The following is a 22771-nucleotide window of genomic DNA, read 5'->3' on the forward strand; positions in this document are numbered from 1 at the left end:
TCCCCTAGGGCGGTCGTAAGCGTTGCCGCATGATACGCTTGGCCGGGGCTTGCAGGGGGTCGGGTGCGCGTGCCAGTTTCCGCCGCATGTCACTGAGCACGCCACCCGACTCTCCCCGCCTTTTCGACGAGGTCCCTCTCGCTCCCGATTTCAGCCTGGAGCTTGCCGCCCGGCGAGCCGGTCACTGGCCGGTTGCCGGCACGGACGAGGCAGGTCGGGGGCCGCTTGCCGGTCCTGTCGTGGCGGCCGCCGTCATTCTCGACCCCGATCACATTCCCTTAGGTCTCAACGATTCCAAGCAATTGTCGCTGAAAGTGCGGGAACGGCTGTATGACGAGATCATGGCAACCGCCCATGTGGCGATCGCCTCGTCCGGCCCGCGGCATATCGACGAAAAAAACATCTTGCGGGCGAGCCTCGACGCCATGCGCCGCGCTATCCTGTCGCTTCCGGTGGCGCCGGCGATGGTTCTGGCCGATGGCCGCGATGTGCCGCCGGGCATCTGTTGTCCGGGCCGCGCGGTGATCAAGGGCGATTCCCGCTCGCTGTCGATTGCGGCGGCTTCCATCATTGCGAAGGTGATGCGGGACCGCATGATGGAGCGCGCGCATGCCGTCTACCCCGCCTATGGCTTTGCCGGCCATGCCGGCTATGGAACAGCCCGGCACCGCGCCGCCATCCTGAGCGACGGCCCCTGCCCGCTGCACCGCATGAGTTTTCGCCCGCTGCGCCGGGATTGAGCGCGCTCGCCCCTGCTCAAACCTTTGACCATCCACGGGACAACGTGTGCCTGACGCTGACTGCCCGCGCGTCCTGGTCCATTTGTGTCGCAGCCAGCCGCGGCAGTCTTGATCGCGCGCCTCGTGCCGCGATCAAGACTGCCGTCCACTGATCCATGTTGCCGTCAGAATGCTTGCAAGCCCCACAGACCGGAACCGGCGACATGCGATCATCTGCAGCAAAACATACATGAAAGCTGCGGACGGCGACGACAGGACCAAAGCCAAGGGAACCGGCAGCAGGTCGAGGAGGATGGTGCGGTTCCCCGAAAATGCTGCAAACGAAAAAGCCGGACCCCAGGCCCGGCTTTTCAAATCACATCGGGATGGCGCCCGGACCGATCTCAGTTCAGGCGCGACTTCACCTGACCAACCGACTGCGCAAACAGCGACTGCTGAACCGAGGCATCGGCCTTGGCGGCAATCACCTTCTGGGCGGCAGCCACGGCCAGATCGACTGCGGCGGAGCGCACGGCGCCGATGGCGTCTGCCTCGGCCTGGCGGATCTTCTGTTCGGAGAGTGCATTGCGGCGGGCGACGAACTCTTCCGTCTTCTGCCGTGCTTCCTCGGTCAGCGCTGCGGCTTCACGCTCGGCGACAGCCAGAATGTGGGCGGCTTCCGCTTCCGCTTCCTTGCGCTTGCGCTGATATTCGGCGAGCAGCGCCTGGGCTTCCTCGCGCAGACGCTTCGCCTGCTCCAGCTCGTCACGAATGTTGTCGGCGCGCTTGTCGAGGGCCTGGCCGATCATGCCCGGCACCTTGAGATAGGCGATCAGGACGAGGAAGAGAACGAGGCCGACAAAGGCGAAAAATGTTGCATCAAATGCCATGGTCGATCACGCCTCCACCTTGGCGGCAGCAACTGCAGCCTTGACGTCTTCCGGGGTTGCCTTGGCGCCGATCAGCTGATCGACGATGGCCGCTGCAGTCTCCTCGGCAATCGAGCCGACCTCTGCAAAGGCACGGGCCTTGATGTCGGCGATGCGGGCTTCCGCAGCCGACAGCTTGGCGGACAGCTCGGCTTCGATCGATGCACGATCGGCAGCAGCCTTCGCCTTGGCGGCGTCACGGGCCTGATCGGCAATGCTGCCGGCCTTGGCGCGGGCAGCCGCGAGTTCCTTTTCATAGGTCTCGACGGCGGCATCTGCTTCCGCCTTCAGGCGCGAGGCCTCATCGAGATCCTGGGCAATCCGGTCATGGCGGTGTTCGAGAATGCCGCCGACGCGGGGCACGATCACCTTCTGCATGACCAGATAGAAGAACCCGAAGGTGATGACCAGCCACAGAAGCTGCGACGGGTAGGTCGACTGGTCAAACGGCGGAAATACGCCGGTACCATGTTCGCCATGGGCCACGCCGGTTTCCGTGTGCACGTTGCCAGCTGCTCCATGGGTTTCGCCATTGGCCGGCGCGCCGTCCTGCGCGAATGCCGGTGTCACGAACATCATCACCTCCAGGGGTATTCAATAGAGAAGATCACGGCGCGCCGTTGAACCGCGCGGCCGTGATCCCATACGGTTTGCCGGCTATCAGACGGCGAACAGCAGGAGGAGAGCTACGAGCAGCGAGAAGATGCCCAGAGCTTCCGTAACGGCGAAGCCGAATACCAGACGGCCGAACTGGCTGTCAGCGGCAGACGGGTTGCGCAGAGCGCCGGAGAGGTAGTTGCCGAAGATGTTGCCGAGGCCGAGAGCCGTGCCGGCCATGCCAAAGCAAGCCAGACCTGCACCGATGAACTTTGCTGCTTCCGCTTCCATGTGAATGCTCCTTCGAATGGGTTGTTGCGGCGGATGACTGACGCTTCAATACGCCAATGTCGCTCCTCAGTGGCCGCCCGGATGGACCGCGTCGTTGAGGTACATGCATGTCAGCACCGCAAAGACGTAGGCCTGCAGGAAGGCTACGAGGAATTCGAGACCGGTCAGAGCGACCGTCATGATCAGGGGCAGGATCGCGCCACCGATTCCGATTGCGCCAAGGGCTCCGAGCGACACGACGAAGCCGGAGAACACCTTGAGCGTGATGTGTCCCGCCAGCATGTTGGCGAAAAGACGAACCGACAGCGAAATCGGACGGGACAGGAAACTGATGATTTCAATGGCCACCACGAGCGGCAGAAGCACGCCCGGAACGCCGCTCGGAACGAACACGTTCAGGAAATGCAGGCCATGCTTGTAGAAGCCATAGACGAGAACCGTGCCGATGACGAACAGCGCCAGCGCGAAGGTGACGATGATCTGGCTGGTCACGGTGAAGAAGTAAGGGAACATGCCGAGCAGGTTTGCCGTCAGCACGAACATGAACAGCGAGAACACCATCGGGAAGAATTTCATCCCGTGGCTGCCCGCCCCTTCACGCAGCATGGAGGCAATGAACTCGTAGGACATTTCCGCAACCGACTGGGCGCGCGACGGAACGAGGCCACGGCTGGACGTCGAGAAATACAGGAAGCCGGCGGCGCAGGCCACCGTGGCCACCATGAACAGCGAGGCATTGGTGAACGAGAAGTCCATGCCACCGATCTCAATCGGCACGATCTTCGAGATCTGGAACTGATGGGTCGGATCGTTAGACACCGCTCTACCTTCTTTCTTCCTTGCACCCGCCACAATCGGCAGATTAACTCATCACGTCGTTTTACCGATCGTCCTTGCGGTCACCCGGCCGAAGAGGCCCCGGCTGGGCAACCACGCCCAGGCTCCGCATGACGTTCAGCACTCCGGCACAGAAACCGAGAAGAAGAAGAATGATCATCCCCCACGGCGTCGTCCCGGCAAAACGGTCGACCACATAGCCGAGCACGGCCCCAACGGCGATGGCAGCGATGAATTCCGATGAAATCTTCAGCCCGAGCGCCATGCCTTTACGGCTTTCCTCGGACCGGCTTTCCCTGGCCTTCCCCACTGCCTCGCCTTTTGCCCTCTCTGCCAGTTTGGCGGAAAGATCCTTGCGGCGCTGCTCCAGACTGTCGTCGCGGTCCCCGGTCATGCATCCCCCTGGCCTTGCCTGCCCTGACCGAAAGATCAAAGCCTCTCTCGAAGCCCGGGAAATAGCGCCTTCCGGCCCGTTTCGAAGTCGCGCGCACCATAGTTTTGCGCGCACCCATAGTCAAGGCGTCAAAAGACGCTCATCCAGAACAAATTAACCGCGAATTTTCAATCGTTTAAGTCACAACCGGATCAAGTCGCGATCCGTTGTTGACGGAATCACACATTTCAGCTCCAGCCGCCGCCATGGGTGCGGTAGAAAACGTGAAGCCCGATGCGGCCGACCTTTTCCATGCTTCTGGCCCAGGAGGGCCGCACATAGACGGCGTGATAGTGAGTGGCGGAGCCGACTTCCGGCAGCCAGATCTTGCCGGCCGTCACGGCGATCGCCACCTCGCGCGCGGTTGCCCAGTGCTCGCGGGAGCGGACGCGGTCACGGATGTCGTCGCAGGCAAAGGAGAACTGACAGCGGTTGCGCCAGTCCTTGTTCTGGTAGACGACGCCGCAGATCGTGTGGGGATAGGCGGGATTGCGCACGCGGTTGAGGATGACCTGCGCCACCGCCGCCTGCCCCTTCACCGATTCCCCGCGTGCCTCGAAATAGATGCCCGACGCCAGGCACTGCTGCTCTTCCGGCGCAAAGACAGTGGCCGGCAGGGCAGTTGCGGCCCAGGCATGGTCATGCGGGCCGATCTCCGGCACGAAGCGCCCTTCGTCGGCCGGCTTGCCCAGCAGCGCATCGAAGGGGGAACGGCCGGGCTTTCGGGCGATCGAAGGCGCATAGGCGCTCGCCAGGATGTCGCCTCCCGGATTGGTGACGAGACTGGCCACCATCGGCGAGAGACCGAGATCGAGCTGCCGGGGTTTCGGCCGGTAGAATTCGAAGGAGGCCATCTCGACCATGGCCGGCACCGGATCGGCGGGCGCGAAAGCGACGCGCTCGGCCGCCTGGGCCGGCGGAGCGAGCAGCGAACTGCTGCGCTGGAGAATGGAACCGGCAGTAAAATCCTTCGGCGGCTGCATGCGCTCCACCGCAATCACCCGGCCGCGCTTGGCGCCACGGGTGACGCGCTCCTCATCCGGCACGAGGCCGGATTTTTCGCCGGGCGCGGTGAAGGCGATGCGGCGACCGTCCGGCATTAGCATGCCGGCCCCTTCGACCATCCGCGCCTCGCTTTTGGGAAAGGCAAGCTCCGCGACATGCAGCGAGCCGGCGGGCGAATCCGTCAGCACCATGCGCCACTGGCTGCCGGGATGGACATCGCCGGACAAGAGGCCGGACAGATCCGCCTGCGCCGGAATGGAGGGTACGATCAGCCAGGCGGCAAGGCCGAAGACGATGGGCGAGGCCCACCGGTCCATCAGGGAGGCCCCCCTCCTTCTCGAACGCTTCTGACGCACACCGCAACTCCAACGCACAATCTTTCGAATGCGCGAAGGATCTAATATTAACCTAAATGGAGGGTTAACGCCCTGGTTTTCCCGGGGTCGGGGCCGGCGCTACGGCCCCGAGGAGGGATGAACCTGCCCCGAAATGCGTCAGATGATGACGTGCGAGCCGAGTTCCACCACACGGTTGGCCGGCAGATGGAAATAGTCGGACGGATCGGAGGCGGCATTGGCGAGCGCGATGAACAGCCGGTCCTGCCACATGGGCATGCCCGATTCCGCATCCGGCACCAGCTTGCGCCGTCCCAGATAGAAGGAGGTGGCCATGATGTCGAACTTGAAGCCGCATTTGCGCAAGTAGGCGAGCGCCTGCGACACGTTTTGCGACTGCATGAAGCCGAAGCGCAGCTCGACCAGCACGAAGCGATCCGACATCTTCTCCACATGGAAGCAATGCTCCTGCGAGACGCGCGGCTTGTTGACCGTGCGGATCGTCAGGATGACGTTCTTCTCGTGCAGCACATGGTTGTGCTTGAGATTGTGCATCAGCGCTGCCGGCGCCGATTCCGGATCGCTGGTGAGGAAGATCGCCGTGCCCGGCACGCTGACCGGGGCGTTCTGGCTCTTCTTCTCGATCGAGCGCTCGATGGATTCGGCAAAGATCGCCAGCGGCACGTCGGTGCGCTTCATCTTGTCGGCCAGGATGTCGGTACCCCGACGCCAGGTCCACATGATCACGGTAAAGGCAGAAGCCATCAGCACCGGCACATAGCCGCCGTCGTGGATCTTCAGCAGATTGGCGCCGAGGAAAACCATCTCGAGCAGCAGAAGCGGTGCCAGCGCAAGTGCCGCCACCCAGCGCGGCCAGTGCCAGCGGGCACGCACGAATTCGAAGGCCATCAGGGTGGTGACCACCATGGCGCCGGTGACCGAGATACCGTAGGCGGTGGCCAGCGCATCCGAGCTTTCGAAGCCCAGCACCAGCGCCAGCACGCCGATCAACAGCACCATGTTGACGCCCGGCAGGAAGATCTGCCCGGTATTGGTTTCCGAGGTGAAGAGGATTTCCATGCGCGGCAGATAGCCGAGATGGATCGCCTGACGCACCAGCGAGAAGGCGCCGGTAATGACGGCCTGGCTGGCGATGATGGTGGCCGCCGTTGCCAGAAGCACGACCGGGATCAGCGCCCAGCTCGGAAACATCAGGTAGAAGGGATTGGACATCGCTTCCGGCTGCTTCAGGATCAGCGCGCCCTGGCCGAGATAGTTCAGCGTCAACGCCGGGAAGACAAGCGCGAACCAGGCCCACTGGATCGGACGACGCCCGAAATGGCCGAGATCCGCATAGAGCGCTTCCGCGCCGGTGACCGTCAGGAAGACGGCGCCGAGCACCACGAAGCCGACGAAACGTTCCTGGATGAGGAAGGTGACGGCATGCAGCGGGTTGAGCGCCCACAGGATGCTGAGATCATCGGTGATATGGGCAATGCCACCTGCGCCCATCACCAGGAACCAGATGGCGGTGATCGGACCGAAGAAGCGCGCGACAAGCCCCGTTCCATGCGACTGGATGGCAAAGAGGGCAATCAGGATGACGATCGAAATCGGCACCACCGCCTCGTCGAGCGCGGGCGTGATGAGCTTCACGCCTTCGACGGCCGACAGGACGGAGAGCGCCGGCGTGATCATCGCATCCCCCATGAAGAGAGCGGCGCCGATCAGGCCGAGCATCATCAGCACGGCCCTGTTGCTGCCGGCCGTCTTCATCAGCATGGCCAGCAGCGACAGCGTCCCGCCCTCGCCGTGGTTGTCGGCCCTCAGCAGGAAGAGCACGTATTTCAGGGTGACGATGATCGTCAGCGTCCAGATCATCAGCGAGATGATGCCGATCACTTCGGCCTGCGTGACACCGTCATAGGAAACGGGCCGCAGCGCTTCGCGGAAGGCGTAGAGCGGACTGGTGCCGATATCGCCATAGACAACGCCGACGGATCCCAGCGCGACCGCCAGGAACTTCTTCAGGCTCTTGTCCTCAGTCAAATGTTCGTCAGCTGCGTGTGACATCCGGTTTTCTGGCCTAGAGCCAGCCTTTCCAGCGGAAGAAGTAGAACGGGACCAGGGCCGAGACCAGCATGGCAAGAAGAGCCCAGGGATAGCCAAAGGTCCAGTCAAGTTCCGGCATCATGCGAAAATTCATGCCGTAGACCGACGCCACCAGCGTCGGCGGCAGGAACACGACCGAGGCAATGGAGAAGATCTTGATGATGGCGTTCTGCTCGACATTGATGAGACCGAGCGAAGCATCGAGCAGGAAGGCAATGTTGCCGGCGACGAAGGCGGCATGTTCGGACAGGGTCGCCACGTCGCGGGCCACCGTGCCGCAGAGGCTGTGCAGTTCGCTTTCGGCCGCAATGGCCGGTGCGTTCATCAGGAAGGACAGCACGCGTGACAGCGAGCCGAGGCTGTCGCGCACCTTGCCGACCAGCCGGTGACAGCCGGCGATGTCGGCAAGCTTTCCCTCGAGAAACTTCGGCGGCCGCCGCTTCTCGCGGTCGCGAAAGATATCGATCGACAGGCGATCGACACGGGTGACGGCACCTTCCAGGATCTCGGCCGTGCGATCGACGATCGTTTCGATCAGATGCGCCAGCAGGGAAGCGCCCGTATGATGCGCTTGCGCAGTGCGGCCAAGGGCTGCGGTGAACAGCCGGAAGGAACGCGGTTCGGCATACCGGACCGTCAGCAGGCGGCCACCGGCCAGGATGAAGGCGACATCCGTCAGTTCCGGTTCTTCGCTGTCGGCTTTCCAGACCACGGAGCCGGTCATGAAAAGGCCGTTCTTTTCCGTGTAGAGACGACTGGACGGTTCGATGTCCTTCAACTCGTCGCGTGTGGGAACCGAGATGTCGAGCAACTGCTCCACATAGCTGTCTTCCTCGCGCGTGGGCTCAAAGAGATCGATCCAGACGATGTCCTCAGACAGTGAGCCAACGGGCTGGACAGCGGTCAGCACCGATGGGGAGCCATTGGAACCATAGGCATTGATCAATGCGACGTCTCCGTGCCGGCGCCCGGATTTACCGGCACAATTGAACGTAAGGGGCCAATCTGCAGTTCCCTCGTCCCAAGCGAGACGCGCGTATAAGACCACCGAAAGATTAATGCAAGAGACACGAAGTCCCGATGACGGTCATTCGAAGACGATTGCAGGCGCCGTGCGCGGCGTGCGGCCTGTAAGCTGCTGCCACACGCGGCTGGCGATATCCCTGTAGATCGCGGCAGATGCGCCATCGGGATCCGAGACCACCACCGGCGTTCCGGCATCGGATCGCTCGCGGATATCCATGGTGAGCGGCACCTCGCCGAGGAACGGAACGTCAATGCGCGCGGCCTCCGCTTTTGCGCCGCCATGGCCGAAGATGTCGTAGCGCTTGCCGGTATCGGGCGCCAGGAAATAGCTCATGTTCTCGACGATGCCGAGCAGCGGAACCTCCACCTTGCGGAACATGGCAATGCCCTTGCGTGCATCGATGAGAGCCAGGTCCTGCGGCGTGGACACGATCACCGCGCCGGCGAGCGGCACCTGCTGGGCCATGGTCAGCTGCGCATCGCCGGTGCCGGGCGGCATGTCGACCACGAGAACGTCGAGATCGCCCCAGGCCACTTCGCGCAGCATCTGCAGGATGGCCGACTGTACCATCGGGCCGCGCCAGATCATCGCGGCCTCCTCTTCCACCAGGAAGCCCATGGACATGGCCTTCAGGCCATAATTCTCCATGGGGACGATGATGCGGTTTTCGATCTGCTGCGGACGTCCGGAAATCTTCAGAAGACGCGGCACCGAGGGGCCATAGATATCGGCATCCAGCAGGCCGACCTTCAGGCCGTTCGCCATCATGGCCAGTGCCAGATTGACCGCGGTGGTGGATTTTCCCACGCCGCCCTTGCCCGAGGCCACCGCGATGATGGCGCCAACGCCGGGAACGCCGGCCTTTTGCGGACGCGCCGGCGCTGAGGGCTGACCGGGCGCCCGTGCCTGCGGCGCATGCGAATGGCCCGCATGGGCGCCATGATCATGAGCGCCAGCCTGCGGCTGAGGACGGGCGGGGGCCGCACCGGCCTTGCGATCGGCCGTCAGCGTCACCAGCACGCTGCGCACGCCCTCGATAGACGTCACCGTCTTTTCGGCTGCAATCCGCAGCGGCTCCAGCTCGCGCGCCCGTTCGGCAGGCACGGTGATGGAGAAATAGACCTTCCCATCCGCGATGAAGACATCGGACACCATGTTGAGCGAAACGATATCGCCCTCCAGATCCGGCCCGCGCACCCGGCGCAGCGCCTGGATCACCATGTCCTTCGTCACATCAGCCATCGGGAACTCCCAGAATTGTTGCCGAGGCCCTGTCGTTGGCACGGGCCTCTCGTGTCGCGCGCCGGCCCGCAAGGGCGGCCCCGCGGTCGTGCCGGCTCGGACTTATAGGTGGTGCGTCCGGGGTGGAGCAACAAGTATTAAGCCGTCGTCCGGGACATGCGGCGATCTGACGACGCGCAATGCCCGGACGACGGCTTTTTCTTGGGTGCGTCTCTTGGGACGCTTTTCAAGTCCCCTCTGGACCTGCGACGGAAGATGCAGGATGCGTGCCAGATCCCGAAATTCCGATAAACTGGCACAATTGCCGGTTCAACACCGGCCTTCCGCCACGCTTCTGATGAATTCTTGAGCGCCGCCCGAAATCAAGGCGGAAAAACTGCCCGTCACTTGATCAGGCCGGCCCGCAGGGCCTTGGCAACCGCCTGGCTGCGATTGACCGCATCGAGCTTCTTGGTGGCGCGGTTCAGGTAGTGATTGACCGTATGCTCGGAGAGTTCGAGGATGTCGGCAATCTCCGCGCTCGTCTTGCCGGCGGCGGTCCAGTTGAGGCAGTCGATCTCCCGCTCGCTGAGTTGGTCGCTGACGCGCACGTCGATGTCGCGGATTTCCGCCAGCCCCTGGTAGACATGCACCGAGAGATACATGAGTTCCACCATCTGCTGCACGGTGAACATCACCCCATCGCCGCAGAAGGAGACGCAGCCACGCTTTCCGGACGAATCATGCACCGGAAAATAGACGCCGCTCGTCAGCCCGAAGCGCTGGAAGAGATCGAAGGACACGGTGTCGCCGCGTTGACGGGCGATATCGGCCATCGAATAGGTAAAGGGCAGCGTCGACGCACGCAGGCGCTGCAGGATGGGGCTCGACTGCAGAAGCCCGGCCTGATCGAAATGCGCGAGCAGTTCCGAAGGCCAGTTGGTGATGATCGTATTGCCGGACAGCTCCAGCGTTGTCATCGATGGCAGCTCGCAGACCATGAAGGCGCGGCAGCCATTGCTCTCGGTGACCCGGCGCATGAAGCGGAAGATGTCGAACTGCGTCTTGAGGGATTTCAGTTCTGCCACAAGGGCGGCCACGGAATAGGTGGCGTCAAAGCTCTCGGTCTTATCCATTGTTCATGACAATCTTGGTTAGAAGGCCTCGAAAGCCGGCTCAAGGCCAAACCTCCGAGTGACAGCGCACCGGCAGCAATCAGACCGGTCTTGCGTGGTGCCATCATGGCCGCAATCATCACGACAGAATCATGCCACGATCCGAGAGATTTGACAAACACTCAATTCCGTATCGGGCAAAGAAAAGTGCATGCTAAAACAGCGCTCAGCGACGAGGCCCAAGTCGCTGCAAAGCATCCTGAACAATAGCGCGCGCCGCGGCACAGACATCGTCCGCCCAGGCCTCCAGCTGATCCATGTCGGCACGGAAGGCAGGAGCCGTCACCGAGATGCCGCCGAGGATATTTGCCTCGGGAACGGCAATGGCGGCGGCCACGCACCGGATGCCCGGCTGGTGCTCCTCGAGATCGAAGGCATAGCCGCGGGCACGGATCGCCTCGACCTGCGACAGCAGCGCGCCGGCATCCGCCAGCGTGGCCGGTGTGAAGGTCTGGAAGCGAAGCCGCGACGCGATCTGCGCGAGACGCTCGTCCGGCAGGCAGGAGAGCGCCACCTTGCCGACGCCCGTGCAATAGACCGGCGCGGCATTGCCGACCTGCGAATGCATGCGCACCGCCTGCCGGCTTTCGATCTTGTCGAGATAGATGATCTCGTCCTCGCGCAGCAGGCCGAGATGTACGGTCTCGCCGGTCCGCTCATGCAGATGTTTCAGGTGCGGCTCGGCCACCTGGCGGAAGGAGTGGCGCGACCAGGCGCGCGAGGCAAATTGCAGCAGGCGAAGGCCCGGCGTATAGCCGCCATCCGGCCCGAGTTCGACCAGACCTTCCATGGCAAGATGCCTGAGCTGGCGGTGCAGGCTGCCGCGCGGCTGGCCGCTCAGCGTCAGAAGATCGGTGAAGCGCGGCGCCACCTCTGCGCGGGCAATCAGGTCAAGCACGGCGATCGCCTTGCCGAGCGTGCCCGTGTCCGGCCCGTCCGGTTCCGATCCAGTCTCCGTGTCCTGATGCTGGGTCACCAAACATTCCCTCCTGCAGCCTCGCCATCACGGCATGGGTGCTTGACAGTCCCTCCTGATTATAATCTTTATTCCATATAGTCAAACTCAGTTCCACATAATGGAACATCGAGGATCATCATGGACACTGTCGCAGCATCGCAGCCGGCCTTCCGCTTTGCCGACCTGGAGGATCGCCCGGTGCTGGTCACCGGCGGGGGATCGGGTATTGGCGCCGCCTTCACGGAAGCCTTCGCCCGCCAGGGCGCACGCGTCGCCTTTCTCGACATCGCGCGCGAGCCGAGCCTTGCGCTGGTTGCCACCCTCTCCGGACAGACGCGCCATCCGGTGGAGTTCATCGAGGCCGATCTTTCCGATGTCTCGCAGATCCGGTCCGCAGTCGCGGCGGCGGCCGAGCGGCTCGGCGGCATCGGCGTTCTCGTCAACAATGCCGCCCTCGACGACCGTCATGAATTTCTGGAGGTCACGGAGGAGTACTGGGACCGCAACCAGGCGATCAATTTGAAGCAGATGTTCTTCTGTGCCCAGGCGGCCGCCCCGCATCTGATGGCGGACGGGCGCGGCGCGATCGTCAACCTGTCCTCGATCTCCTTCCTGCTGAACATGGGTGGTCTGCCGAGCTATACCACCGCCAAGGCCGGCATTCTGGGATTGACGAAGAGCCTTGCCGGACGGCTCGGCCCGGACGGCATCCGCGTCAACGCGCTGTTGCCGGGCATGATCGTCACCGAGCGGCAGAAGGCGCTCTGGCTGACGGATGAAGGGATTGCCGCGATGATCGACCGCCAGTGCGTCAAGCGCAGCCTGACCGCCGCCGACATGGTCGGACCCTGCCTGTTTCTGGCCTCGTCGGCATCGGCCGGCATGAGCGCCCAATGGATCACCGTAGATGGAGGAACACTCTGATGGCTGAGGCCGCCTATATCGCCGTCGACTGGGGCACGACCAGCTTCCGGCTCTGGCTCATGGATGGCGAACATCGCGTGCTGGCCGAACGGCGCAGCGGCGAAGGCATGACCACCGCCGCCGAAACGGGCTTTTCCCAGGTCCTTGAGGCCCATCTTGCCGCCGTGTCCGCCGGTGCCGATCTGCCGGTCATCATCTGCGGCATGGCCGGCGCCCGCCAGGGCTGGGTGGAGGCCGGCTATGTCGATGCCCCGGCACCGCTTGCCGCCGTTCTCGACGGCGCCGTCCGCGTGCCCGGCGAAACGCGCGACATCCGCATTCTGCCCGGCATTGCCCAGCGCGCCGAAACCGCACCGGATGTGATGCGCGGCGAGGAAACCCAGCTGCTCGGCGCGCTCGGCCCCTCCTCCACCGGCAAGGCGCTGGTCTGCATGCCCGGCACCCATTCGAAATGGGTGAATGTGGAAGACAGCCGCGTGACCAGCTTCGCCTCCTTCATGACCGGCGAAGTCTTCGACGTAATCACCAAGCATTCAATCCTGAAGCATGCGGTGGCGGGTGCGGAAGCCTTCGACGCCAGCCACCCGGCCTTCCAGGCCGCCGTCGTCAAGGCCGCGGCCGAGCCGGCGCTGCTGACCAGCCTGATCTTCACCGCCCGCTCCGGCCAGCTGCTGCACGGGCTTGATGCCACCGGCGCTGCCGCCCGCCTCTCCGGCACGCTGATCGGGGCGGAAATCGCCGGCGGCATCCATGCGGCCGGCCGGCGCCCGGATCTGGTGCGGCTCGTTGCCTCCGGCCGGCTGCAGGGCCTCTACGAAGGCGCCCTTGCAGCCCTTGGCCTTGCCTTCGAGACGATCGACGCCGATCTTGCCGTGCGGCAGGGCCTTGCCGCCGCCGCCCAATCGCTTTTCCTCAGCCATGCAAGGATGCCCGCATGACCCGCATTCCCTTTCCCCCCATGCAGCGGCCGCTGGTCGCCATTCTCCGCGGCATCAAGCCGGAAGAGACTGAAGCCATCGTCGGCGGCCTGATCGAAACCGGCTTCACCGCCATCGAGATTCCGCTGAACTCGCCCGATCCGTTCCGGTCGATCGAAACCGCCGTGCGGCTGGCGCCGGCGGACTGCCTGATCGGCGCCGGCACCGTGCTGACCGTCGAGGATGTCGACGCACTCGATGCCGCCGGCGGCAGGCTGATGGTGAGCCCCAATGTGGAGCCAGCCGTCATCGAGGCCGCTGCGGCGCGCGGCATGGTGACGCTGCCGGGCTGCTTTACGGCGACGGAAGCGCTGTCTGCCGCACGCGCCGGCGCAACGGGCCTGAAATTCTTCCCCGCCAGCGTGCTTGGCCCTTCCGGCATCAACGCGATCCGCGCCGTGCTGCCGAAGGAACTGGTGATTGCCGCGGTCGGTGGCGTGTCCGACACGAACTTTGAAGACTATGTGAAGGGTGGCATCACCGCCTTCGGTCTCGGCTCCAGCCTCTACAAGGCGGGCATGAGCGCCAACGAGGTGATCCGTCGCGCCAGGGTGACGATCGAGGCCTATGACCGGGCGCTGGAGGCGGTGCGATGAGCGAGATCCACGACTTCGCCGGAACCATCCTCTCCGACCATGCCTGCGAACTCGGCGAAGGCCCGACCTATGATGCGGCGACCGATACGCTGTGGTGGTTCAACATTCTCGGCAAGGAACTGCACGAACTGAACCTTGCAAGCAGTGCAAGGCGCGTTCATCCCCTGCCCTTCAAGGCCAGTGTGCTGGCCCGCATTGATGCGGATCGCCAGTTGATCGCGACAGAACAGGGCCTGATGATCCGCGACATCGCCAGCGGTGGCTTTACTCCCTATGTGGAACTCGAGCCGGCGCATATGGGCAACCGCTCCAATGACGGGCGCGTGCATGCCTCCGGTGCGCTGTGGATCGGCACCATGGGGCTGAAGGCCCAGAATGGCGCGGGCTCGATCTATCACGTGGCAAAGGGCGCGGTGACCCGCATCGTCACCGGCATCAGCATTCCGAATTCGATCTGCTTCTCCCCAGACGGTGCGACGGGCTATTACACCGACACCCGCATCGGCAACATCATGCGGCTGCCGCTCGATGCCGAAACCGGGCTGCCGGTCGGCGAGGCAACCGTCTTCGTGCCTGCCGGCGCCGATGGCGGTCCGGATGGATCCGTCTGCGATGCGGACGGTTATCTCTGGAACGCCCGCTGGGGTGCCGGGGCTGTGGACCGGTATGCACCGGACGGACGTCATGTGGCCCGCTACAGCGTCCCGACATCGCGCGCCTCCTGCCCGGCCTTCTTCGGCAAATCCGCAGACCGCATGGCGGTGACAACAGCGTATGAGGGTGCCAGCGCAGACGAACGGGCCTCCGACACCAAGGCCGGCTTCCTCTTCGATCTCGGCATCATGGTGAACGGGCGCTTCGAACCCGCCTATCGTCTCTGACATTGTTTTTACGGGGGAAATCCGCGCATGCGGCGGGTTGCCCCTAACCTTCGACAGGCGAAAACGTTCCGGCGTTTTCGCCTATTTTTTTGGCAGCCCACCTCGGAACCATCCTCGCGGACAGGCATTTCCCTGTCGAACCGACGCGATCCTCCACCCTGCGCGTCGGAGCAACCCGGATTGAACAAAGGTAGGTTCGTTATGAAAAAGACCCTTGGTACCATGGCAGCAGCAGCCATCCTGATGGCTTCCACCGCCGTTGCACCGGCCTTGGCCCAGACGACGGCTCCCTCGGCAACGCCTGCCGCTCCGAACGCCCAGACCGATACCACCATGCCGGCGACCGGCAATGGCGCTGTGGCTCCGGCAACCGGTTCGTCCGCAGCAGGCACGATGGGCGCTGCATCCACCAGCGCCGCCGCGCAGGATTACCTGACCCAGCAGACGGAAACGCAGGTGAGCGCCAACGACTATATCGGCCAGAGCATCTACAACGGTGAAGACAAGAGCATCGGGAACGTCAACGACCTGATCCTGGAAGAAAACGGCGGCATCGTCGCAGCCGTGGTCGGCGTCGGCGGCTTCCTTGGCATCGGCGAAAAGAACGTCGCCGTGCCGATGAGCAAGATCAACATCAGCCGCGACGCAGACAACAACAACAAGGTCCGCCTGACGACCATGGAAACGGCTGAATCGCTGAAGGCCGCGCCGGAATTCAAGACGCTGGACCAGCAGCAGACCGACAACACCACCACGTCTTCGACCGGTGGTGCAGCCACCACCACGGCCCCGGCCGGCGGCGCCACAACCCCGTCGACGACCCCGAAGCCCTAATCCGCATCGGTGGTCTGGAGCGTGCCACGCTCCGCCTGACCAGGGCACATACGGACAAGGGCGGCGCTGCGGCGCCGCCCTTCGTCGTTTGGTGAATCGTGAAAGGTGTCAGGCGGTTTCCTGGGTCGGCAGGAAATCGCGGTGATGGGTCTGGAGGTAGCGCAGCGTCGCGGCGGCATCCACCGGGCGGCCATAGTAATATCCCTGCCCCATGGCGCAGCCGAGCGTCTTCAGCTTTTCCGCATCCGCCCATTCCTCGATGCCTTCGGCGACCACCTGCAGATCGAGGCCATCGCACATGGCGATGATCGCCTTGACGATATGTTCGGAGGCGCGATCGGTGGTGATGCGGGAAATGAAGGCACGGTCGATCTTTACCTTGTCGAAGGTAAAATCGCGAAGCCGCCCGAGGCTTGACTGGCCGGTGCCGAAATCATCGAGCGAAATACGCACACCCGACTGGCGCAGCTCCGCAATGATGCGCTCGGCGGTATCGGCCGAGGTCATGACGGCGGTTTCGGTGATCTCCAGCTCGAGCCGGGCGGGATCAAGCCCGACGCGGCCAAGCGTTGCCAGAATCGTTCCGGCGGTGCCCGGGTCCATCAGTTGCGCCGAAGAAAGATTGAAGGACAGAAAGAGTTCGCGCGGCCAGGAGAGTGCTGCCTCCGCCGCCTTGCGCAGCAGCGTATCCGACAGGGCATCGATGAAGCCGCGTTCCTCGGCAAGCGGCACGAAGACGGCCGGCGACACGAAGCCGAGATCGGGATCATTCCAGCGTGCCAGCGCCTCGAAACCGACCACCGAAGCATCGCGGATGCGCACGATCGGCTGAAAATGCACCTCGACCGAATCGGCAATGATGGCATTGCGCAGCGCCTGCTCCAGCTGGGTGGAGCGTTTCATTTCCTGGGCAATCTCGCGGGAATAGACAGTGATCTGGCCGCGTCCGCGACGCTTGGAGCGATAGAGCGCGGTTTCGGCGCTCTTCATCAGTTCCTCGAACTCCTCCCCGGCAAAGGGATAGACGGCAAAGCCGAAGGAAGCCGACAGCCGCACATTGCGGTCTCCCAGATCGTAAGGCGCAGACAGCACCTCCTTGATCATCTGGCCGAGACGTTCTGCGCTGGTCTTTTCGAAGACGAGCGGCAGCAGGAAGGCGAACTCGTCGCCGTCGTGGCGTGTCACGGTGGCGCCATCGGGAATGCAGGCCTTCAGGCGATGCGCCACCTGGCAGAGAATGTCATCGCCGGCCTGCGAACCGAACAGGTCATTGATCGGCTTGAAGCCATCGAGGTTGACGATGCCGACGGTAAAGGGGGCGGGATCATCGGCGCGTTCGGCAGCGATCAGCCGCACCTTGTCGCGCAGCCGGTAGCGGTTGCCAAGACCAGTCAGCGGATCGCGATAGGCCATGGCCTGCAATTCGTTCTGGCTGACCTGCGGCAACGAACGGCCGGCCGATTTCATTACGCGCTCCACGCATGTCGGGTTTTCGCGCAGAATGCTGCCAAAAGATTAACAAATGCATAGCGCTGATCACAAACGCGTGCAGTCTCAGCGCCCTTCGCCACGCCGGCGTGTCTCGCGGTCGCCGGCGCCCATGAAGCGACGGAACTTCTCGTCCAGCGCATCGGGACTCAGCGGCTTCAGCACCACGTCATCCATGCCGGCAGCCCAGCAGGCGTCGCGGTCTCCCTCGACGGCCGGCGTCAGCACGCCGATGATCGGTGTGCGCTCGCCTCCGCTTTCAAGCTCGCGGATCCGCGATGCAGCCTCGAAGCCGTTCAGCATCGGCAGGGTGATATCCATCAGCACGATTCGCGGCTTGAGATCCCGCCACAGGCGCACCGCCTCCTCGCCATCGCAGGCAATGGCATAGCGATAGCCGAAGCCTTCGAGGATCTGCGAGAAGACGATCTGGTTGACCTGATTGTCCTCCGCCACCAGGACGTCGATTGCGGCAACCGATGAGATCTGCCAGTCGTCCTCGGCGGCCTTGCGGGCCGCAGGCGCGGGACGCGGACGCGCCAGACGCCGCTGCACAGCCACCAGAAGCTCGCGCTCCACCTGGAAGGCTTCCAGAACCAGGACATCGATGCCGGAGGCCTCCGCCTCTTCCAGGCATTCGATATCCATGGCCGAATCAACCACCACGAGATCGATGTCCACCTGCCGCTCGCGGGCGATGTCGAGGATGCCGCGCAGTTCCCTGAGGTCGCGGGCCGCGGTCGCATCGAAGCCGGCGCGCAGCAGAAGCGACACGCCGTCCGCCTCCACCTTGCCGTCATCGGTCACGAGCAGCACGCGGCGGCGCCCCGTTCGTTCCGCCGGCACCGCCGCCGGCTGCTCGGAACGTTTGAGGCGCATGTCGGAATGCACGAAGTCGACGCCCTCCAACCCGTTGAACACCCATTCGGGTTGCTCTCCGGTCGAGAGAACCTCTGAAATATCTTCCATGGCGGTGACCACGAAATAGCGGCCGGGCTTGCCCGCCCGCAGCTTGCGGGTCAGCACGGCGGTGCGGCTGCCGTCGGGGCGGATCACCTGCTCGCTGATCGAGAAAGGGATGCCGGTCTCCAGGACCTGCCGGCTGGCCCGATCGATGCGGGCTGCCAGCTCCGGCGGATGGATGTCATCATTCTTGCGCCCGAGAATCTCGTCCGCGGCGAGATTGTAGAATGAGCAGGTCGCCTTGTTGACTGCGACATAGGTGAAATTGCGATCCATCACCAGGATCGGGAAGGGCAGGTTGTCGAGAATGTCCTCTGTGATCTGTACCCGCTCGAGATCGGACCGCCACTGGTCCTCGCGTTTCTTGTGCTCGGAGACATCGCGGAACAGACAGAGGCCGTAGCCGGAGGGCATGCGTCGCTTGCTGAGGCTCATCCACCGATCAAGCGCCTGGCGTTCCACGGTTTCGGAACGCTCGCGCCAGAGACTGGCAATCTCGGTGGTGATCCACTCCTCGCGTCCCATCGGCGGATGACGCAGACGCCCGGTGACATCGGGGAAGTAGCCGCCATGATCGTAGACGAGAGACAGGAAATCCTTGAGTCGCGTGCCGGGAGACGGCATCAGCGGCAGGGCAGGCAGAAAGGCGCGCAGCTGCGTACTGGCAAAGACGATCGTGTCGTTCCGGTCGTAGATGAGCACGGCACCGGACATCGCCTCCGTCAGAAGGTCAAGCAGGGCCGCCTGCGCCAGCCCGTCCGGATGCGCGCCCGTCTGCGTCATCGCAAGGCGCTTCCTGTCTCGCGGGAGGCACCCGCTGCCGGGGGCCGACTGTCGATCCGTACCACTTGCATCCTCTTGCTTCCTGTTTGCGGCCACCGCAGGGCGCACCACCTGTTCGGCCGGCCTGTCCGTCGCCGAAGCGTGCGAATCTGCCGTTTGCCATCTCGTTGTGAAGCAATATCGGCTTCACGTTAAGTTGCTCTTAACGCTCAATGATCGGGTTGCGACGCAGAGGGCGGCGCAACCTTTTCCACAATTCGACACGGGGCCTTTTCTTGTCGCGTCGAATCCCCGACAATGGGGCATGCCCGTCAAACAGTTGCCCGAAACGCTGATCAACCAGATTGCCGCCGGCGAGGTGATCGAACGCCCCGCCAGTGCCGCCAAGGAACTGATCGAAAACGCCATCGATGCCGGCGCGACCCGCATCGAGATCGCCACCGCCGGCGGCGGCAAGAGCCTGATCCGCATCACCGACAATGGCTGCGGCATGGATGCCGTCGATCTGGATCTCGCCGTGCGCCGCCACTGCACCTCGAAGATTTCAGAGACGCTGGACGATATCCGCACGCTCGGCTTTCGCGGCGAGGCCCTGCCCTCGATCGGTTCGGTCGCCAAGCTGTCGATCACCAGCCGGACGGCAGGCTCCGAGACGGGCGTGGAGATCTCGCTCACCGGCGGACGCCTGACCCCGGCACGGCCGGCAGCGGCCAATCAGGGCACGGTGGTGGAGGTGCGCGATATTTTCTTTGCGACACCGGCCCGGCTGAAATTTCTGAAAAGCGAGCGGGCCGAGGCCGGCGCGATCACCGAGGTGGTCAAGCGCATGGCAATTGCCTTTCCGCAGGTGCGCTTCGTGCTGTCGGGCAGCGACCGGTCGACGCTCGAATTTCCCGCCGCCCCCGGCGATCCCCTGGCGCGCATGGCGCAGGTGCTCGGCGCGGAGTTCCGCGACAACGCCATCGAGATCCGCGCCGAGCGCGAGGACGTCACGCTGTCCGGCTTTGCCGGCGTGCCGACCTTCAACCGCGGCAATTCCACCCATCAATATGCCTTCGTCAACGGTCGGCCGGTGCAGGACAAGCTGATCCTCTCGGCCATTCGCGGCGCCTATGCGGAAACCATTCCGGCCGGGCGCTATCCGGTCGCGGTGCTGTCGATCACGCTCGATCCGGCGCTGGTCGATGTCAACGTGCATCCGGCCAAGGCGGATGTGCGTTTCCGCGATCCCGGCCTGGTGCGCGGGCTGATCGTCGGCGCACTGCGCGAGGCACTCGCGCGGGAAGGCGACCGGGCTGCCACCACCGGCGCCAGCGGCCTGATGCGCGCCTTTCGCCCCGGCTTCGGCCCTGGCGGCGGCGTCCCGTCAGGATCGGATGCCGGCTCCGGTCCGATCCGCAGCTTCGGCAGCGGGTCCATGCCGCCGCGCCCGGCCAATGTCGGCTGGACGGCGGAGACCTCGCCCTACCGGCCCATGGCCATGCCGCAGGCGAACGGCTTTGCCGAACAGCGCCAGTCCGCCTTCGATGCGCTGATGACGCCGAGCGCACGAGCCGACGCGATGCCGGTTCCGGCACAGGCCACGGTCGACACGGCCATACCGGAGCCCGCGCTTCGCCACCGCCTGGGGGCTGCCCGCGCGCAGCTTCATGCCAATTATATCGTCGCCCAGACCGAGGACGGGCTCGTCATCGTCGATCAGCATGCCGCCCATGAGCGGCTGGTGTTCGAGGCCATGCGCAAGGCGCTGGAAGCGGAGCGGCTGCCCTCGCAGGTGCTGCTGATCCCCGAAATCATCGACCTGCCGGAAGAGGATTGCGACCGTCTGACCATGCATGCGGCCGATCTGGAGCGGCTGGGTCTGGTGATCGAACGATTTGGCCCGGGTGCCGTTGCCGTGCGCGAAACGCCGGCCCTGCTCGGCGAGGTGGATGCGACCGCGATGATCCGCGATCTTGCCGACGAGATCGGCGAGTGGAACACCGCAAGCGGGCTCAAGAGCCGGCTGGAGCATGTGGCCGCCACCATGGCCTGCCACGGTTCCGTGCGCTCCGGCCGCCGGCTGCGTCCCGAGGAGATGAACGCGCTGCTGCGCGAGATGGAAGCGACCCCCGGTTCCGGCCAGTGCAACCACGGCCGGCCGACCTATATCGAGCTGAAGCTGAGCGATATCGAGCGACTGTTCGGTCGCAGCTGACCCCTGCGGCAAGCCTCGCCCCGCATCGCCAGCCCGAGCGATCCGGTGCGATTTGCAGGATGCGGTTTCAGGCCCGATGCTGTAGATGAGGACCATGATTTTTCGCAGGAGACGTATGATGAACCGATTCGAAGGGGGTGGAAACCGCGAGGCCAAGATCCGTTACCTCGATGGCGACTACCAGATCCTGACGGCCGGCTCCCATGTCCCCTGCGCCATCACCGGCGTGGCGATCCCCGTCGACGAACTGCGCTACTGGAGCGTGGCGCGGCAGGAAGCCTATGTGGATTGCGCGGCCTCGCTGGAAGCCGACAAGCGCGCCGGCATTCTCCCCAACCAGTCGCGCGGCTGACATACGCCGTCGCATCGCGGCCCAAGGCTACCCCTTGCCGTTTTCCAGCAACCGTCGGCGGCAATGGGCGATCGCCTCCTCGATCATAAGCCCGGGGGCGTGCGGATCGTCGAACACCATGTCCACCTCCACCACGCGGGCAAGCGCCAGCAGGCGTTCGGCCGCTCCCTTGCGGCCGGCAAGCCGTGCGGCATCCTTGGTGGTGGTCACGGGAACGAGGCTGTCGCGCTCCGCCACGCCGATCAGGTCGAGAAGCTCCGCCTCCGTGAAGGGATGGTGATCCGGGAAGGAGCGTTGGGCGGCCACCGTGCCGCCGATCGCGGCCACCGTGCGGTAGAATTTTGCGGGATCGGCAATGCCGGCAAAGGCCAGAACGCGCTGTCCGGCAATCGCCGCATCCGGGCGTGGCACAAGGCTTGCGACGCGCAACGGCTTGGCCGCGCGTGCGGCAAGGCGCACGACCGGATCGGCCCCCTCCCCCTCGCCGACCTTCAGCAGCGCGGACATCTGCCGCAGTTGTTCGGACAGCGGCGCGCGGACGGGTCCGGCCGGCACCAGATGGCCGTTGCCGATGCCGCGGCGGGCATCGATCACCACAAGGGCGAAATCGAGCACCAGCTGGGCGCTCTGGAAGCCGTCATCCATGATGATGAGATCGCAGCCTTCCGCCACCAGCCGCTTCGCCCCATCCAGCCGGCGACGGGAAACCACCGTCATCGCCTCGCGAGCGAGCAGCAGCGGTTCGTCACCCACGGCATCGGCGCCATGCCGGGCCGGATCGACCAGCACCGTCTGGCGAAGATGTCCGCCATAACCGCGGCTGAGGAAACCGGGCGTCAGGCCGCGTGCCCTGGCCGCGCGGGCAATGGCAATCGCCGTCGGGGTCTTGCCCGCCCCGCCCACGGTGAAATTGCCGACGCAGAAGACCGGCACGGACACCGAAGGCCGCACCTTGCGCGCCATGCGGCGCCCCGCAATGTGGCCGTAGAGACGCGACAGCGGCCAGAGCCCGAAGGCCTGCCAGCCGGATCTTTGCCACCAGAAGGAGGGCGCTTTCGAAACCATGGCTCGTCCTCCTTCTCTTTCGGCGACCGATGATACATGCAATCCACAAGACAACCCGCAGCCCGGGCGTCA

General features: G+C 64.2%; 22 protein-coding genes. 8 read left to right on the top strand and 14 right to left on the bottom strand.

Annotated elements, in window-relative coordinates:
* Positions 1-86: 86 nt before the first annotated feature.
* Positions 87-740 (top strand): ribonuclease HII, encoded by a 654-nt coding sequence (locus tag F3H95_RS03160; protein ID WP_149744897.1) that lies wholly within the window; start codon positions 87-89, stop codon positions 738-740.
* Between the two features lie 383 nt (positions 741-1123).
* Here the strand turns inward: F3H95_RS03160 and F3H95_RS03165 are convergent, their stop codons facing one another.
* From F3H95_RS03165 to F3H95_RS03215, 11 genes are all read right to left on the bottom strand, one after another.
* Positions 1124-1609: a F0F1 ATP synthase subunit B gene (locus F3H95_RS03165; protein ID WP_149744898.1), complete on the bottom strand. Its 486-nt coding sequence runs from the start codon at positions 1607-1609 to the stop codon at positions 1124-1126.
* A 6-nt stretch (positions 1610-1615) separates the two neighbouring features.
* On the bottom strand, positions 1616-2224 hold the full coding sequence (locus F3H95_RS03170) for a F0F1 ATP synthase subunit B (protein WP_149744899.1): 609 nt from the start codon (positions 2222-2224) through the stop codon (positions 1616-1618).
* A gap of 84 nt (positions 2225-2308) precedes the next feature.
* Positions 2309-2536: a F0F1 ATP synthase subunit C gene (locus F3H95_RS03175; RefSeq protein ID WP_010026583.1), complete on the bottom strand. Its 228-nt coding sequence runs from the start codon at positions 2534-2536 to the stop codon at positions 2309-2311.
* 66 nt (positions 2537-2602) lie between these two features.
* A complete protein-coding gene (locus F3H95_RS03180; protein ID WP_143124873.1) occupies positions 2603-3355 on the bottom strand; it encodes a F0F1 ATP synthase subunit A in 753 nt (250 codons plus the stop codon).
* A gap of 61 nt (positions 3356-3416) precedes the next feature.
* A complete protein-coding gene (locus F3H95_RS03185; protein WP_143124872.1) occupies positions 3417-3767 on the bottom strand; it encodes an AtpZ/AtpI family protein in 351 nt (116 codons plus the stop codon).
* Between the two features lie 227 nt (positions 3768-3994).
* A complete protein-coding gene (locus F3H95_RS03190; protein ID WP_143124871.1) occupies positions 3995-5128 on the bottom strand; it encodes a cell wall hydrolase in 1134 nt (377 codons plus the stop codon).
* Positions 5129-5305: 177 nt separating this feature from the next.
* Complete coding sequence (locus F3H95_RS03195) at positions 5306-7219, bottom strand: potassium transporter Kup (RefSeq protein ID WP_143124870.1); 1914 nt, start codon at positions 7217-7219, stop codon at positions 5306-5308.
* 13 nt (positions 7220-7232) lie between these two features.
* Positions 7233-8168, bottom strand: coding sequence for a magnesium transporter CorA family protein (locus F3H95_RS03200; protein WP_244617876.1), 936 nt, complete (start codon positions 8166-8168; stop codon positions 7233-7235).
* Between the two features lie 177 nt (positions 8169-8345).
* Entirely contained in the window at positions 8346-9527 is a 1182-nt protein-coding gene (locus F3H95_RS03205; RefSeq protein WP_143124868.1) for a P-loop NTPase, read from the bottom strand.
* Between the two features lie 383 nt (positions 9528-9910).
* A complete protein-coding gene (locus F3H95_RS03210) occupies positions 9911-10642 on the bottom strand; it encodes an autoinducer binding domain-containing protein (protein WP_143124867.1) in 732 nt (243 codons plus the stop codon).
* Between the two features lie 205 nt (positions 10643-10847).
* Positions 10848-11657, bottom strand: a complete 810-nt coding sequence (locus tag F3H95_RS03215; RefSeq protein WP_143124866.1) for an IclR family transcriptional regulator — start codon at positions 11655-11657, stop codon at positions 10848-10850.
* A gap of 120 nt (positions 11658-11777) precedes the next feature.
* On the opposite strand from F3H95_RS03215, the gene F3H95_RS03220 reads away from it, so the two are divergent.
* The 5 genes from F3H95_RS03220 (at position 11778) to F3H95_RS03240 (ending at position 15851) form a co-directional block, all read left to right on the top strand.
* Positions 11778-12563, top strand: coding sequence for an SDR family oxidoreductase (locus F3H95_RS03220; protein WP_149744900.1), 786 nt, complete (start codon positions 11778-11780; stop codon positions 12561-12563).
* Positions 12563-13501 carry a 2-dehydro-3-deoxygalactonokinase gene (locus F3H95_RS03225; RefSeq protein ID WP_149744901.1) on the top strand — a complete coding sequence of 313 codons (939 nt, stop codon included), beginning with the start codon at positions 12563-12565 and terminating at the stop codon, positions 13499-13501. Before F3H95_RS03220 ends, F3H95_RS03225 begins: the two co-directional genes overlap by 1 nt.
* Positions 13498-14136 (top strand): 2-dehydro-3-deoxy-6-phosphogalactonate aldolase, encoded by a 639-nt coding sequence (locus F3H95_RS03230; protein ID WP_149744902.1) that lies wholly within the window; start codon positions 13498-13500, stop codon positions 14134-14136. The genes F3H95_RS03225 and F3H95_RS03230 overlap by 4 nt, the downstream gene beginning before the upstream one ends.
* Complete coding sequence (locus tag F3H95_RS03235) at positions 14133-15017, top strand: SMP-30/gluconolactonase/LRE family protein (RefSeq protein ID WP_149744903.1); 885 nt, start codon at positions 14133-14135, stop codon at positions 15015-15017. Before F3H95_RS03230 ends, F3H95_RS03235 begins: the two co-directional genes overlap by 4 nt.
* A gap of 201 nt (positions 15018-15218) precedes the next feature.
* A complete protein-coding gene (locus tag F3H95_RS03240) occupies positions 15219-15851 on the top strand; it encodes a PRC-barrel domain-containing protein (protein WP_149744904.1) in 633 nt (210 codons plus the stop codon).
* A gap of 108 nt (positions 15852-15959) precedes the next feature.
* On the opposite strand, the gene F3H95_RS03245 is transcribed toward F3H95_RS03240, so the two are convergent.
* Together F3H95_RS03245 and F3H95_RS03250 are read right to left on the bottom strand one after the other, a co-directional pair.
* Positions 15960-17318 (bottom strand): EAL domain-containing protein, encoded by a 1359-nt coding sequence (locus tag F3H95_RS03245; RefSeq protein WP_149744905.1) that lies wholly within the window; start codon positions 17316-17318, stop codon positions 15960-15962.
* Positions 17319-17405: 87 nt separating this feature from the next.
* Positions 17406-19085 carry a response regulator gene (locus F3H95_RS03250; RefSeq protein WP_149744906.1) on the bottom strand — a complete coding sequence of 560 codons (1680 nt, stop codon included), beginning with the start codon at positions 19083-19085 and terminating at the stop codon, positions 17406-17408.
* Between the two features lie 304 nt (positions 19086-19389).
* Here F3H95_RS03250 and mutL point away from each other — a divergent pair, with 304 nt between their 5' ends.
* Entirely contained in the window at positions 19390-21282 is a 1893-nt protein-coding gene (gene mutL / locus F3H95_RS03255; protein ID WP_149744907.1) for a DNA mismatch repair endonuclease MutL, read from the top strand.
* 115 nt (positions 21283-21397) lie between these two features.
* Entirely contained in the window at positions 21398-21634 is a 237-nt protein-coding gene (locus F3H95_RS03260) for a DUF2093 domain-containing protein (protein WP_143124857.1), read from the top strand.
* A gap of 27 nt (positions 21635-21661) precedes the next feature.
* Here F3H95_RS03260 and lpxK read toward each other — a convergent pair whose 3' ends face one another.
* Complete coding sequence (gene lpxK / locus F3H95_RS03265) at positions 21662-22699, bottom strand: tetraacyldisaccharide 4'-kinase (RefSeq protein WP_149744908.1); 1038 nt, start codon at positions 22697-22699, stop codon at positions 21662-21664.
* Positions 22700-22771: the final 72 nt, after the last annotated feature.

The organism is Rhizobium sp. RU35A (assembly GCF_900156005.1).
In the GTDB taxonomy this organism is placed as follows: domain Bacteria; phylum Pseudomonadota; class Alphaproteobacteria; order Rhizobiales; family Rhizobiaceae; genus Neorhizobium; species Neorhizobium straminoryzae.